The organism is Gardnerella vaginalis (assembly GCF_001563665.1).
GTDB lineage: Bacteria > Actinomycetota > Actinomycetes > Actinomycetales > Bifidobacteriaceae > Bifidobacterium > Bifidobacterium vaginale_A.
This window is the reverse complement of record NZ_KQ961858.1, coordinates 1-16,764: the sequence shown is the minus strand read 5'-3', so window position 1 is coordinate 16,764 and position 16,764 is coordinate 1. Positions and strand designations below refer to the sequence as shown.

Here is a 16,764-nt window from a genome sequence, read left to right as displayed (position 1 = left end):
TGAGCCAACATACACAAAACCTAATGCAAAATTTTGTACACTTCTCCAATGCACATGATTTTTAGTGCACGTAATGTTTTTATCAACCGGAAAAATAAACGAAAGAAGGTTAATCATGAGCAATTTAGATAACACTACTAAATGCACAACATCATCACGTTTATTAGAAAATGTTAATTATGCAGCTCGTTGGATTGCAAAACCAGCTCTTCTTACTGTGCTTTTAGCATTATCTACAATGGCAGGCGCAATCTATCTTCCTATTACACCTGTGCCAATTACATTGCAAACTCTTGTTTTATGCATTATTGGCTTAACATTAACATGGCGTGAAGGTATTGCTTCAGTAGTTATGTATCTTGCTCTGGGTGCTACAGGATTGCCTGTATTTGCAGGATTTAAAGGAGGTTTAGCTGTATTAGTTGGACCAACTGCTGGATTCCTTGTTGGCTTTATTTTTGGCGTTGCAGCAACTGCAGCTTTGAAACGCATATTTGACATTGCTCTCGATGCAATGATGCCAGAGCGTTCATTCAAAAAGACTTTCGTACGATTCTGCACTTACTCCGTGGCTTCTATAATCGGCACTATCGTGATTTACGCATTCGGCATCTTTGGACAAAGCTACTTAACTGGAATGGCATTACAAACTGCTGCATCTACTTTGATTATTTTCATGATTGGAGATTTGATTAAAGCTTTCGCAGCAAGCGCTATTTGCTCAGGATTATACAATGCTTTAAATAAAAAGCGCGCTTAAAAGATTCGCTTTATAATCTAAAAAGCGTCATAAATTTTACATTAAAATAAAAGCTTATTCGCACGGAAAGTCCAATGGATTCCCCGTGCGAATTTATTTTCCAACATTGCTAATCAACATAAGATCTAAACTATAAGATCCAAAATCTAAGATCTAAACTCTAAAAACCATAAACTCTAAAAACTAAAAGCTTGGATGCTAAGCACTAAACTCTAAAACAAGTCTTCACTTTCATACGCAACAGCATGCACATCTCCGCTTTTAACAACTACTTCGTTACCAGAATCTTCTCGAATCGCAATCGAAGCATCTTCGCCAATTCTAAACGCTAAACCTTTAATAGCGTTACCATTAACAGGATGCACGCTAACAAAACGATCAAGCGTCCAACAAACTTTAGTAAATTCGCTAAGCAAATCATCATAGTTATTTGGATATTTTTCTATAAAATCACTTAATCGCAAACGCAAAGCGCTAACAATATGAGAAGCAATAAAATCTCGCAATTTTAAAGATTCAGGCAAAGAAGTCATATGCATTTGCAAAGAAGTTGCCATTTTTATAGGCAAAACAAATTGCGGAACATGCAAATTCAATCCAATTCCAAAAACTACTCCAATATAATTATTGTCAGTCGAAGAAACTAGTTCAGTTAATATTCCGCCTTCTTTACAATCATGCAAAAATATATCATTTGGCCATTTAAGTTTCAAAGTACATTCATCACCGTGAATCGCTTTACTTTTATATTCGCTAAAAGTTTCAAGTAAAGAATCCCTCGCGCAAAGACCTGCAATTATTGGAAGCCATCCATTCCTACTCGCGTCCATGACTATATTTTTAGGCAATAAAACAACGAAAGAAACTAGAAAACTTTCTCCAGGTCTACTAACCCATTTGCGTCCAAGACGACCTCTACCTGCTGTTTGATCATCTGCAACTATTGCATAAACAGTTAATTTTCCATCTTTACTAGCACAAATATCGCCATTCTTAATCATATTTCTTGCAATATTTTGAGTAGAATCAGTGCAAGATACGTAAACCAATCCATCTGCTTGCCTTTTAGTCAAAGGCAAAACTTCATAATCTGCTTTAGAAGGCAATTTCGTTTCATCTGAAAAAATAGGAATATTCATAATATTTATTATATGAAATATTGACAGTTATATATTTATTAAATTGCTAAATTATGATTGTATAAAATTTACAAAATCAACAAAAAAATAAGAACAATCATACAGTTGAAAAAGCAAATACATAAACACAATCACGAACATTGCAATCACAAACATTGCAATCACAAACATTGCAATCACGAAAAATAATCACAAAAAATAATCACAAACACGATTCACGCAAATATTTGAAAAACACAAACACACAATTTAGTAAGTAAAAGATGTAAGCTAATAAAGTAGTTTTTATTACTAGCATAGGTAGAATATGAAAAACACTTCCACGCATAGCAAAAGCGCTATAAAAATTGCACAAGCAATAGCAATCCATATTTTTATGGTCCTACTATGCGCATGGTTCGCTTTATGTACAAGCATCGGACCTATTTTCCGATCACAAGATTATAAGTACATATCACATAATGACGATTTAGTTTTCGCTTCTATCGCAAATTTCCGTTTACAACATTTCTTAATTTTTGTTATTTCTTTCGCTTTATATTATTTTATACTTTGCGTAATAGTTCATTTTGGTAAAACTTCTCATTTGCCAAATCATATTATTCGATTTTCTCACAAATTTTTACTCTTATTAAAGCACATAAAATCTTTTGTATTAAAAATAGTATCGAAATTCTCGCATAAAAATTCACAACACTTTTTAACGTTTTTACACACATTCACAAAAGCTTTAAATAATCTATTCAAAATCTTATATAAATTCGCGCGCGCGTGCATAATACACATGACACGAACGCGTAGAAATATTATGATTACGCTATTTATAGGATGGCTATGGATTCCAGTAACGCTTTTGGCTGCTTACGGAGCTGACATCTGCTCACAAATAAGAGAATATAGCTGGGCTTGGAATCAAGTTACAGGATTAAAACAACCTTATATTGGATTCTTTAGCTTTGTGCCTGCAGATATTTATCCAACTGCACATTATTTATGGCCCAAAAACCCAACATATTTAACTGATCAACATAATATTGTTCTTACTGTTATTTACGGATCAGTTACTGCAGTTTCTAGATATTTTACAAATTCAAATGATGCTGGAATTGTTTTATTAGCAGCACTTCAATTTTTATTCGCAATATGGTGCTGTTCAGCGAGCGCAAATAGATTTCTGAATCAACCATGGAATAACAGCATAAAAGACATAAAACAAACATGCATTACATCTAGCGAAACTGGTGGAACTAGTACGGTGTGCGAAACAAGCGAAACGATCGCAGATGACGCAACTAGCACACAGAGCACACCAATCTCATCGAACACAACAAGCACACCCGTTTTTATTAGATTAGCAATACTTATTACATTCTTATTTAGCCCACTAGTAACTTTCAGCACTATATCTTTAACGAAATCACCATTATTCGCGTTCGCATTCGTGTGGTGGTTTGGAACACTATATGAACTTCGAAATAAAAATTATCGATACCACACAATATTTGAGCTGATTATATCTGTATGCGTAATGCTAATAGCAGCAAAATATGCATGGTACATTTTAATAATTCAATTCGTAATATTACTTATAAGCGAAAGAAAACGTTGGCGCATATGGGTTTGTTGCATACTTCTTCCAATTATTGCCATTCACGGATCAATCTCATTGCTCATACACAACGGAGTAATTATAAGTGGAGATCCTATTGAAAGCAAAGGATTACAACTTCAACAAATAGCTAGAACCGCAAGATTAAATCCAAAAAGCATTCCGTACGAAGCTAGAAAAGATATAGAGCCGATTTTCAACCTAGATCAGACTGCAGAAACATACAATCCGCAAGACGCAGATCCTGTTAAATCTTCTGGGCTACAATCAAAAAAAGTAAGTTATAGATGGCGTTACGTAACTAAAAAAGATTTACAAAAGTTTAATCGAGCATGGTGGCTGATTGTTAAAAACAGTCCGCTTACAGCAATAGACGCATTTTTGGCTAAAACTTATGGGTACTTTGATATAACAGATAAACCTTATGTTGGTCCTGAATATTATATAAACACAGATAATATTCAAAATTCAACTTGGATTCGCTATTGGATGCCTGATTGGAGAAATAAAGTTTATAGGAACGCAAGCGATTTCAGTGATAATACTGAATTAGGTTGGCTAATTCACGGAAATACTTATGTTATTGCAACTTTGCTGATTGGAGCAGCTGAAATTATTTGTAAACGATGGAAAACAGTTGCTTTACACATACCTTTAGCTCTTTTAGTTGGAGTTATGATGTTAGCTCCAGCAAATAATTTTGAAAGACACATGTTACCTATAACTTTTGTTTTTTGGTTTACAGCTTTAACTTTCTGGAATGAATCACAATCTAGCAAAGAGCAGAAATCTAGTAAATCTAGTAAAGAATCACAACTCAGCAATAACGAATCAAAATCTAGTAAATCTAATAAATTTAGCAAATCTAGCAAATCTAGCAAAGAGCAGAAATCTATTGAACTAAATACTAAAAAATTATTAGAAGAAAACAAAATGCCGATTGAAAAAGAAAATGGCATGAATGTGAATAAAATAGAAGAAACTTCTATGCTTACTACAAATAACAAGGTGTGCAATGATTGATGCAATTTCGACTGATAGCCATGATTCTCAAGATGAGAACAGCCAGAGAATTGCGCAAAGCGACTCAAGCTCTCCTAGAAGTTCCGTACCTAAATCTATTAAAAATGACTTTGATTTTCTTTCTTTGCTTACAGGCATTAAAGCAGATGGAAGTAGTATTTATTCAAACAATATTGAAACGCAACTTTTAGAAAATTCGTCTTCATCATCTGAATCTGAATCATCTTCTTCTTCATCTTCTTTAAAAGAAACAACATTTGATGAATCTGAACATAAAAACTACAAAAATACACAACAAAAAGATTCGCAAATAGAAAACACAGAACCTTCTGAAGATTATACAAAAAAACATAAGCATCGTCTTTGGCATTTTGGATCTAGAAATTCACAAAAAACTCAAAAAACTCAAAATAATACAAACAGCGAAACTCCACATTTTACTGTATTGCCAACAGCACCAATATGCGAACAACAATTTGGTATTTACGATAATCGCGATGGAAAAGTTTTTGATTCAACAACACGACTTCGTTTACACACTCTTATTGCAACTTGCCTTATGAATGGAATTGCAGATCAGAGAGTAAGCGCATTGATGCATCTTTTACAATGGCAAAATAATCCTAAAATTATTGTTATTGCAGGAACATATGGGGCAATAAAGCATAAAGATAATGGTCCAACAAGGCATATTGCTACACATGAATTCGCAAACAACACTGACTCATTGCGAAGAGCAGTTTGGCCAATGTTAGGATCTTGTAATGCTTATGATGCAATAGTTGAAAGCGTTCAAAATGATGCAATAGAGCGCATAGCACATGCATGGAATATTAGTTCAGCTACGCGAACTTCAAGTTTTTCAGCTCCATCTCATATTATTATTCTCGCAATTCGAGAAGATCCATCAGATCAAGCTTTAGAAAAACTATGTCAGTTATTTGCTCCTTCTAAAAAGCCGATTGCAGTTAGTAGAATAGCTCAAAACGTAAATCAAGTTGCGGACGCAATCACAGCTACTTTAGCATCTCTTGCAGTAGCACCAGCTGTTAATCATTTGCCAAATATTATTCACACAGATGACGTTCTTCCAGAAAGAGCGCTCATTGGAGATTCATCTGCAATAGAAACTCTATATAAATCTGTTTATCAAAGCTTAGCGCCTTACAGCACAGATGATCCAACTCTTCCTACTGTAGATATGTTCCTAAGATTTGGCGGAGCATTAGATCAAACTGCACATGAGCTTAATGTTCATCCAAATACAGTGAGATATCGTTTAAGAAAAGTAGCACAAACAACTGGTTGGGATGCCACAGATCCGCGTGAAGCGTACGTTTTGCAAACAGCAATTACTATTGGAAGAATACGTGACGCACTAAATAACTAGCTTTCTTAACTAACTAGCTTTCTTAACTCATATTTTTTAACAGTGACTATTCATTAAAGCCAACGCTTAAAAGTAATTAAACGCAAGCATTCTAAAGTAACTAAAAGCCAACGCTTAAAAGTAATTAAACATCAACTATCCTTCACAGCACAAGCAAACTATAGTCATATTAAATAGAAATATTTAAACACTAAACAACAACTCTCTTGAGTTTAAGCACAATACTTATGCTTGACGCTCAAGAGAGTTGCGAGCGCAAGTAAGGAACAGTAATACATGAAATTAGTGTTTCATAAAAATTCCTCCATTACGTTTATAAACAACATATCCAACTACCAACACAGAAACGATGCTAATAATTACTACTCCAATTGTTAGCAAAATAATCATAGAATTATTAGAATTATTTGAATGCGAATCCGATTTTGCGTCAGAAATAAGTTTTTGCGTGTCTTTATCTAACAATTCCTCAGAATCATCATTAGAATCTTTTTTATAACTATCCTCGCTATCATCTCCACTAGATTCATTCTTCTTCATATTTCCACTAACCAAATCTTTGTCATTTTTATTAGCATCTTTACTCTTATTTCGCAATTTATTTTGCGAATCATATGTTTTATCACTAAAACGAGAGTGAGCAACATCAGCATTATGTCTGCTATTCTTATCATTCCCATTACTAACATTTTTAGAACTATGCAAATGTATAGCATCAGCTAAGTCATGCGATATAACTCGATTACGTTCTTTTAATATTGCTTTCCACCTCGGATGCAACCTATAAGAGCTACTCAAAATACTATTCTCATTCTCGCTTACATTTTTATTTTTTGAGTTTTTCTTATCTATTGGACCATAAGATTCATCATTTGAATCTGAATTGTGAGCTTTGCTATCTCCTCCACTTTTTAATGAATCTTTTTCATTTGGTCCTTGACTCTTGGACGGATCTTTAGTTTTAAGCGAAGTCTTTTGATTCTTCAAATGTGAATTATCTACACTATTACCATTGTTAGAAAGTATTTTCTTCGGACTTATAGAATGATGAGATAATTTTTTAGAAGATTTTTCACTTGAAGCAGGCTTTTGTTTACCTAAATTCCCAGAATTTACAGAATTTTGATTCTCTTGATCAGTATTAGTTATTGGTTTATCTGTAGAAACTGGAATTTTAATAATTCCACGCACAATATTGTAAAGTTTATCAAAAGATGATTCACTATCATAAGAATCGTTCACAACTTTGTTACTATCAGAATTTGAACTATTGTTAGAACGCGATTTAACTCTAACATTTTCAATTTTCTGGAACACAGTACGACCAACAAAATCCGTAGTTTCAACATAAACATCGTATAGCTTTTCGGAAGGTTCTAACGTGTAAGTTAATAACTTTTCTGAATCTGAAACATTTTTTACTACAACGCCATTAGAATAACTAGAATCTTCAGAATCAGAGTTAATATTATTACTTTCAGATTTAGAACTAGAATTCCACTTTATAACCACTTTTCCGTTAACGCGCATAAGAAAAGACTTCAATCGCATATTATCGCGAACAATCGCTTTAAATGGAAAACCAGAATTTTCTACTTCGTAAGTTTTATTGCTCGCAATATCAGAAATTTCAACATTAGGATCTTTAGTATCAACAATAAATGAATTTTTTACATACTCCGATTTATTACCAGACATGTCAGTTACTCTGTAAATCACACGCCAATCGCCATCATCGTAGTTCAAAGTAGAATGCCATATTTCACTAGATTTATTATCTTTTATAAAATCAGATGCACTAATAATAACTTGAGATTTTTCATCATCTGTACGAGCTATTGCATCATTTTGCAATAGTTTCATTAAAGAAAAATTCGCATCTTTAACAGTTATATGCGCGATTCGATGATGATTAAAATACTTAGTATTACCATCTTTTTTATCTTCATACATAACTTTCATAGAAGGACGCGTGTTGTCGATTACTATGAAACGAACACCAGTAGGATTTTGTATAGAATCAATTATGGAACTATTAGTATTCTCATAAGAATTTTTCACAAAGCTACTATTAGTGAAGTATCTATTTGCTTTTGGTATGCTTTTAAGAGCAATTGCGCGTACTTTTAACGTTCCAATATCGTATACACCTTCACCACTAAGAGTTAAATTGATTGTATAACTAGTTGGAGCATCTAAAGTCAGACTCTTCGTTTGAGGATCTTCCCTATAATGAACATCAACGCTTTCTGACAATAATTTTGTTGGCTCAAGAATGCGAGAATCACCTGTAACTTTATATTTTTGTATACTTACACGTAATTTTTGCAAACGTTTTGCAAAAGCACGAGTAAAACCATCAATAGTGATTTTTAAGCGAACAGACGCATGCGCAAACGCGAAAGCTCCTTTATTCAATATCTCAGTTGAATTTTCTCCACAAAAATCAACATTCTTAACATGAATATAACGCAATCCAAGCATACTAGGTTGCATTTCTTCAATTGAACTCGAAATCGAACTCGAATCAATATATTCGCCAATTGTCCCAGAAGAAACAGATTCTGTTGCCATAGCAGAAGAAGATTTTGTATTATATACAAGCGATGCAATATTTTCACTACCAATGCATATCCAAGACATAATAACAACGCAAACTATAGCAGCATAAACCCATCTCCTTAGCGATGATTTTCCATAAAAAGTATGCTTACTCAACTTTCTCATCATCACATTTCCCCCAATAAATAGTGATATTTTCTATACAATCATTCGAATAGCGCACTCAAACAAGAGCACGCAAACGCTTTTTAGCACAAGCAGAACGAGATTTTGAAGTAACTATATTCGACTTGTTTACGTCACTCATATAATTCGCGCGATTCACACTAGTTAAATTATTAACTCTATTCTTGCGATTCATATGCCTTATACTTACAGCATGATTTACATCAGCCAAAGACGTATCAACTGAATACGTATCAGCAGAACCCTTATCAGCAGAACCCTTATCAATCAAACATGCACCTGCAAGATTCGACTTACAACGAAGAAAAAGCTTTCTAGAATTTAAAGATGATTTATGACTATGTCTTGCAGAAGTGTATAAAAACGAACTTATATATCTAATCGCACGTTTTATCTTTATGATTTTTGACACAATAATTGCACTAAAGCATAGTAAAGCTCCAATTATTAGCAAAAAATACCCCAGCATGCTCCACATTCCAGCTGTCATAAATCCCCCGAAACTCATGCAAATGAACTAAATTTTATGAAGAAATCTAATTCATTTATTTTTCTTTTTATATTTTTGTTGTATTCAACTCGCGTACTACTCCAATTCGTTCCTTCAGAAATATTATTAAGATTTTCTTTATCTTCATTTATTTCATAGCTATCCACGCCTCCCATCTTTTCTAGGCTCACAAATGATTTTTATCTCTTTTCTGCAAGATCCTTTATTTTCAGGTTTCAAATCTTCCTTCTTAAATTTCTTAACTTCCTTTCTTAAATTTCCTTCTCAACTCCCTTCTTAACTCCCTTCTTAACTCCCTTCTTAAAGTTCTTAACTTTCTTAACACATCCCTACTTAACACATCCCTACTTAACACACCCCTACTTAACACACCCCCACTTAACTTCCCTCCTTAGCTAACTTTTTCTTTCTTTAACTTCATTCAATTTCCTTACTTTCTTTCCTTATTTTCCCTTCTTAGAGCCTTTACCAAATGCTTTACGCGATGCTTTATTATCTCCTTTCTCAGAATCTTTCTCAGAATCTTTACTGTCATCATTGATAATTACTCCACCAGTATTTGCATATTTATTTGAACTCAAATCTTCTTTTTTAATAAGAATCCCTTTTACTACATCGTGATTAACATTCTTGCTACTTTCAAAAAGTTCAAAAACACTAAGCAATTGTTTTTTACGTGATTCTGTTACATAACTTGTAGTCTTAGTTGATTTAGCTATATCAAGCGAAAGATTATAAAGCTTTTCTATAGAATTACTATCTTCTTCAGAACTTAATTTTTTCTCCAAGAATTGAGCACTATCTAATGCAACTTCTGCACTACCAATACGAACAACTTCATTACTGCTATTACGATTTACTTCAAGAAAGTCGAGAAGATTCATACAAAAATTGCGATAATACGAATCCGTATAAACATCTTTTACACTATTACTCTCTTTCTCATTATCGCTAAAACTTTTATCAGAATTTCCAACATTTTTATCTCCAATAGCACTATCTTCTTTAGAATCAACTTGAGAATTTTGTATTATCTTAAAATATGCACTAGCAACAGATTTATATAACGAAATAAGCTCATGCTGCTGATAACTAACATCATGCGATGCTTTATCAAACCAATCTAATGCTTCATGAACATATTCAACATACTCATTTTCTAAAGCATCATCTTGAGATGAAGAATTCTTCAATTTATCATTTCTATCAATTAAGAGTGAATTATTCCCAACATTTTCTGATTTAGTAAAATCAAAAGCATAAAACCAATACGCTTTACCAATCTCAAAAGAAAGCTTAGACCACAATTCACTTTGACTACGCAATCTAGAATCATATTTCGAAAGCAATTTATTAAATACGCGCCTTTCGCGAGAATCCCAACGAAAATCTCTACAGTGATATTTCAATAATTGCAATAAAGGTGTCATAGGCATAGACTCATCACTTATTGCACGCTCGCAATACATTTCAGCATTTTCAGAATCCAATGCTAAAGAACAATTGCGAATATTTCTGTCATAATTCTCATTACGAACACGCTGAGAAACAGCAAAACTTACTGGACTAAGCACAAAACACAATAACCCAGAAATCGCTAGAACTAAAACATAAGCAAAATGCCTACGTTTTCTAGCCCTAATTTCTCTTCTACTAACAAATGATTTCTTAACTCTATTAGACTTTCTATCAAACTGACTAAAACTTGAATTATCGATACCCGATTCATGAGATGATGATTCACGAACACCAGATTCACAATCACGAGATTCACGAGAATTTAACTCAATATAATTTGATTTTTTAAGATCTAAATTACTAGCAACTGAACTATCTGACTTAGATTTTCCGGAATACGATTTACAATCGCTAGATTCACAATCACGCAATTTGCTATCACGCGATTCGCAAGATGACGATTCGCAATCCAGAGATTTACAACCATGCAATCCACAATCACGAGATTCACAAACATGCAATTCACAACCCTGAGATTCAGCAATTTTCATATTTTTATTGCAATATTTATTTTTGATCAATAATTCTTGCAAATTTAGCAAATCTTCCATCATGAAATCGCAAGATTTATATCTGTTCTCTGGTTTTATGCACATACCGCGAGCTATAACACTACATAATTTTGCCATTACATAATTATTTAATAACAAACTTTCATCAAATCCATCATTAGACTTTCGACAAAAATTATTTTTATCATCCGCATAGCCATCTCTATCTAAAGCGCTCACTCGCTTATAATTGCCATCATGAAACATGCTAGATGTTTCGCACGCATTAGATACGCTACGAGAACTAGAGGCACCCAGAACACTAGAAACACCGGATGTAGAGCAAAAGTCTAATTCATTACAATCATCTACAGTGCAAAATCGCGAAAAATCAATCTTCCCATTAACTTTTCTACCAAAAAGCGCATAAGCTAAAGTTGCAGAAAGAGAATAAATATCTGATTGAACACTTACTAATCCTAAATTAGAAAATTGTTCAGGAGCAGCAAAACTTTTAGTTCCAAAAGTCACGTTACTACTATTCATTAAGTTTTCTCGCTGAATTGTACGCAATTCTTGAGCAGCACCAAAATCTATAAGTTTTACGTGACCATCATGATTTATCATCACATTCGATGGCTTCATATCACCATAAACAACAGCAGGATGCAAATTATGCAAATACTTTAATATTTCACATAATTCAATACCAATACGGATCACAAATTTAATATTTTGAGCACCATTCTTAGAAACTATATAAGAAAGTGGATTTCCTTGAACATAATCACGAACTATGTAAGCACGATTCCCTTCTTCAAAATAATTGACAATACGTGGTATATACGGGTTATCACAGCGATTAAGAATAGCGATTTCTGCACGCAATGCCTGTTTCAATACATCTGCAGACTGATTAGACTGTTCAAGAACAACTTCTTTCACAGTCCATTTGCATTGCAATACATTATCTACAGCGAGATACACTATAGACGTGCCACCTCGCCCCAACTCGCCAAGTAGCTGGTATCTACCACCTACGCAATTCATTATTCCCCCAATTTTCAGCAATTCGCATATTGCTATGTGCGCTTCCAAATAACATCTACTCTCAAACAAAAACCATAAAACCAAATACGCAAACTTTTTTACTCTAAAAACAATTATTTAAAGCAGCTACACTTCAATGTGAATATTACTTTAATGAAGATTTTTTACTAAGCCAAGCTTTTTCCGCCAATGTGGTCGAAAGTTTAACACAACATTTTTATTACATAAACAAACTAAATATTACAAAATCTAACACTAATGTAAAACAAAAAGCGTTCACAAGAATCTTGCGAACGCTCTAAAACACCTAGAAAACTATAACACACAGAAACATATGACGCTTTAATAGACAAACATCGCTTTAGCCACTTAAAAAACTAAGATTCAGCAGCTTAAAAAACTAACAAACTAATAGCTAATCAATATTTGCACCTAAAGCAAGCAGCTTGCCACGAAAATCAGCATAACCGCGATCAATCAACGAAATTCCGTGTACATTAGACGGACCTTTAGCAGTCAATGCAGCAATCAAATGACTAAAACCACCACGCAAATCAGGAACATCAATATCTTGACCAGTTAAAGGAGTAGGTCCAAAAATCACAGCAGAATGCTTATAATTACGCTGCTGGAAACGACACGGCAAAGATCCTAAACATTCTCTATAAAGCTGAACTTTTGCACCCATATCAACCAAAGGCTTAGTAAAACCAAACCTGTTTTCATACACTGTTTCATGCACAATACTCAAACCTTTTGCTTGAGTAAGAGCCACAACCAAAGGCTGCTGCCAATCAGTCATAAAACCAGGATGCACATCTGTTTCAATCGCAACAGGTTGCAAGTCACCGCCCGGATGCCAAAAACGAATGCCTTGATCAGTAACATCAAAACGACCGCCAACTTTACGAAAAACATTCAGGAAAGTCATCATTTCAGGCTGAGTTGCACCTTTAATAAACACATCTCCATGAGTTGCTAATGCAGCAGAAGCCCACGATGCAGCCTCAATACGATCAGTTAAAGCAGTGTGAGTATATCCATGCAGCTCTTCAACGCCTTCAATACGGAAAGTCCTGTCAACATCAACCGAAATAATAGCGCCCATTTTTTGTAATACAGCAACCAAATCCATAATTTCAGGTTCAATTGCAGCTCCAGAAACTTCAGTACGTCCTTCAGCTAAAACAGCTGCTAATAATGTTTGCTCAGTTGCACCAACAGACGGATAAGGCAAATGAATTTTAGTTCCATGCAAACCGTAAGGAGCAGTTATATGTATGCCATCCTCGTGATCTTTATCTACATTAGCGCCCAATTTTCTCAAGGTTTCTAAATGAAAATCAATAGGGCGTCCACCAATATTACAACCGCCTAGTGCAGGTATAAAAGCTTCCCCTAAACGATGTAACAATGGACCAGAGAAAAGTATTGGAATACGAGAAGAACCTGAAAGAGTATCAACATCTGCAACGTCTGCTAATTGAACTTTTGCAGCATCAATTTCAACAATACCATCAGAAACATTTACATCAACATTAACACCATGCAAACGCAATAAATCTGAAACAACATGCACATCGCGAATTTCGGGAACATTTTTTAATGTAGATTTTTCAGCAGCAAGCAGTGCCGCAACCATTGCCTTACTGACGAAATTTTTCGCACCACGTACCTTAATAGTGCCATTTAAGGGCTTACCACCTTCAACATGTAACACATCTAATGCGTTATTATCGCTAGTATCAGCTACGCTCTGTGCAAACACATTTACCTCTTTCGTTTACGCGCGTGCATAGTCAAAACTCCCATAAGCAATCGCTGACAAGAAAACTCACATTTTGCATGAAAATTGCAGCGCACTCAAAATACTATATATATAATAGCGAAAGACTTACCCACGAAACAGACTTTCAAAACGCGCGTACAAAATGCGCGTATGAAATACGTATATACAAACGCACGAAACTCTCGCACGACAGCAATAAGCACTAAAAATTAAAGCAAATCAGCAAATCTAATCAATAAAGCACTAAAACAAAAACTAAAACTAAAACAAAAACTAAAACAAAAACTAAAACAAATCACCTTTTACGTAATCTATGAATTAAACGCGCAAACATAGACGGCTTGCGCAATAAATCAACTTCAGGAAGATTGTGTTCAGATTCTGCAGTTAGACCATAAGTATAGGCTTTACGAGATGATGGCTTACCAACTAATTTACCAAACTCAAGCATCTGAGTACGAGGTTCAAATGGATGACGTATATCAAATTCAAAAAGACGAATACCGCGCTTATAAGGCTCAGGACCATAAGAAGCAAATCCACAAGTTGGAGTAGAAACAAGCAGCATATTATGTGACTTCTCTCTACCTGCAAAAGAATTACGGTGATCATGCCCAGAAGCAATAGAAAACGTGCCATTTTTACGCAAAATAGCAAATTCACCACTATCTAGATCTGGACAGCTTACGCCTTCACTCAGATAACAATCAGATAAAACTTTAGACTCATCTAACACATAGTATTTTCCACTAAAAGCACGATACCCTTCTATCGCACGCTCAGCACTTGCATTTTTCTTAGGTACTTCTCTAAGCAAATCGTAATATTGCTTAAGAGCAAAATGCTGGAATACACAAAACCTTGCAGGCAAAAAGCTAGAAATTTTGCTCAAAAAATCGAGAGCTATTTTAGATGGCTCACCATAACCACCCGCGCGAGAATAGTCACCAGAATCCACTAACACTAAAGAAAACACTATATCTTTATTCTTACAGTCTTTTACAGGCAAAGCTAAAGTACCGGGTTCACAAGGAAAAATCACTTGATTAGGCAATATTCCATGCACGCGTTGTACACCTTTTGCATGTTGTACTTTTACAGATTTAAAGGCAGATTCTTCACTAAAATCACAATTTTTATCTTCATATTCCATTCTATCGGAAATATTTCCGCTATGATTTAAACAACCCGGAAATTCTCTATATAAATCATCTAATTGTGCATTGCTCAAACCACACTGATTGTCATGATTTCCATAAGTTACAACCCACGGAATCCCCCTATCTTCCAAGGGTTTTACAACGCTACTTATATGCTTGCGAATTTTTTCACGCGTATCTTCTAAATCAGAATCTGAAAAATCTAAATTATGTTCCCAACGACGGCGCGTAAAAGTATTAGAAAAATCTTTATCATATCCCGCAATCTGATTTCCAGTGAAAATAACTATATCTGGTCTAGCCTCATCACAAGCAGCTTCAATAAGACGAATAGTATCTTTTGAAACTTTAGAATTTTCTTGTATATCAGCACACTGAAGCACACGAAACTTTCCAGAAAGATGGAATTGCAATTGACCCAGTCGCGCTGAAATAGATAAAGGTAACTTAACATTAGACTTTACAACATCATGAGTAGTAGAACTTTCAACACTACTTTTTACAACGTTTACTTCATCTGAATCATTTTCACTAACGCGACTACATGCAAAATCATTTTCATCAACACGGCTATCATAAAGTTTAGAATCATTAGAAATATTCAAATTTGCATTCACACCAACATTAAGCAAGTCACATTCGCCATATCTACTATCTACGTCTTCACTAAGCACACATTCTCTATTCGCATGCGAAGGTTCATTGCAAAGTTCACTATTTGCATGCAAATGCTCACCATTAGACTCATCGCAAAACTCTCTATTAGACTCACAGCAAAGCCCTCTATTTGAATTTTGTAAGTGATTTTCTTCGGGCTTCACACCATCGTAAGCTGACTTCTGAGCTTCACAATTAGACGAAATATCTTCAGGCATAGTTCAAGCATACGGCAAATTAGAGAATTACCAAAATTTAAGATCATTACTCGCAAAATCATACACACTAAATTACAAATCATTATTCAATCAATCACAAATTATTACACTATCAATCAATCGCAAAATAATACAAGTGTACTTAATAACAAATTCTCACACATGTAATCACAACTTCCCTATTTACGATTAGCAAACGTCATTGCGCGACCTATTCGTTATTCTCGTCTACTTTAGATCATTTTAGTGCGGAGCAATCTTTACTCGCAATGTGGCGTTATTTACACGCAATTATCGCTTTATTTACGATTAGCAAACGTTATAACTGTTCTCATGCTTTAAATATATAAGTAAGAAATAATATAAAATATAAAAAATAAGAATCTTAGATAATTAACGTTGTTTTTTCAGGGTTTTTTAAGGGTTTGGTATTCTTTTGTTCAGGATAGTGTGGTTTTATTTTTAATAGGATTTAAATCATTGAGTTTAATGTTTTGAGTTGTGTTTAATATAATTTAATTTTCTTCTTCTCTTTTAGTTAGAAACCCTGGGACTAAAGCCCCGGGGTTTTTAATTTAACTCATAAACCGTGCTTAACTTATAAGACTGCTCAACTTATAAGCCGGTCTATAAAACGTGTTATAAGCGAAGACTAGCGTTTCGAGTATTTATAACGTGTTCATTGTTTAGGCTTTTAATTG

9 protein-coding genes and 1 pseudogene are annotated in these 16,764 nt (G+C 34.2%); 3 read left to right on the top strand and 7 right to left on the bottom strand.

Features of this window, described 5'->3' with window-relative positions:
- Positions 1-115: 115 nt before the first annotated feature.
- Complete coding sequence (locus HMPREF3230_RS02930) at positions 116-760, top strand: biotin transporter BioY (RefSeq protein WP_075523482.1); 645 nt, start codon at positions 116-118, stop codon at positions 758-760.
- A 212-nt stretch (positions 761-972) separates the two neighbouring features.
- On the opposite strand, the gene HMPREF3230_RS02925 is transcribed toward HMPREF3230_RS02930, so the two are convergent.
- On the bottom strand, positions 973-1,899 hold the full coding sequence (locus HMPREF3230_RS02925; protein ID WP_075523481.1) for a biotin--[acetyl-CoA-carboxylase] ligase: 927 nt from the start codon (positions 1,897-1,899) through the stop codon (positions 973-975).
- Between the two features lie 307 nt (positions 1,900-2,206).
- Here HMPREF3230_RS02925 and HMPREF3230_RS06525 point away from each other — a divergent pair.
- Together HMPREF3230_RS06525 and HMPREF3230_RS02915 are read left to right on the top strand one after the other, a co-directional pair.
- Positions 2,207-4,360 (top strand): annotated as a pseudogene (locus tag HMPREF3230_RS06525) (DUF6020 family protein); the annotation flags it as partial.
- A 163-nt stretch (positions 4,361-4,523) separates the two neighbouring features.
- A complete protein-coding gene (locus tag HMPREF3230_RS02915) occupies positions 4,524-5,921 on the top strand; it encodes a PucR family transcriptional regulator (protein WP_075523480.1) in 1,398 nt (465 codons plus the stop codon).
- Between the two features lie 282 nt (positions 5,922-6,203).
- Here HMPREF3230_RS02915 and HMPREF3230_RS02910 read toward each other — a convergent pair whose 3' ends face one another.
- From HMPREF3230_RS02910 to HMPREF3230_RS02890, 6 genes are all read right to left on the bottom strand, one after another.
- Positions 6,204-8,651 (bottom strand): hypothetical protein, encoded by a 2,448-nt coding sequence (locus tag HMPREF3230_RS02910; protein WP_155642885.1) that lies wholly within the window; start codon positions 8,649-8,651, stop codon positions 6,204-6,206.
- Between the two features lie 55 nt (positions 8,652-8,706).
- Positions 8,707-9,159: a hypothetical protein gene (locus HMPREF3230_RS02905; RefSeq protein ID WP_075523478.1), complete on the bottom strand. Its 453-nt coding sequence runs from the start codon at positions 9,157-9,159 to the stop codon at positions 8,707-8,709.
- Positions 9,160-9,173: 14 nt separating this feature from the next.
- Positions 9,174-9,350 (bottom strand): hypothetical protein, encoded by a 177-nt coding sequence (locus HMPREF3230_RS06380; RefSeq protein WP_155642884.1) that lies wholly within the window; start codon positions 9,348-9,350, stop codon positions 9,174-9,176.
- Between the two features lie 273 nt (positions 9,351-9,623).
- Positions 9,624-12,239 carry a serine/threonine-protein kinase gene (locus tag HMPREF3230_RS02900; protein WP_075523477.1) on the bottom strand — a complete coding sequence of 872 codons (2,616 nt, stop codon included), beginning with the start codon at positions 12,237-12,239 and terminating at the stop codon, positions 9,624-9,626.
- 415 nt (positions 12,240-12,654) lie between these two features.
- Positions 12,655-14,007, bottom strand: a complete 1,353-nt coding sequence (murA, locus tag HMPREF3230_RS02895; RefSeq protein WP_075523476.1) for a UDP-N-acetylglucosamine 1-carboxyvinyltransferase — start codon at positions 14,005-14,007, stop codon at positions 12,655-12,657.
- A gap of 316 nt (positions 14,008-14,323) precedes the next feature.
- Positions 14,324-15,622, bottom strand: coding sequence for a metallophosphoesterase (locus tag HMPREF3230_RS02890; RefSeq protein WP_230955906.1), 1,299 nt, complete (start codon positions 15,620-15,622; stop codon positions 14,324-14,326).
- Between the last annotated feature and the right edge of the window lie 1,142 nt (positions 15,623-16,764).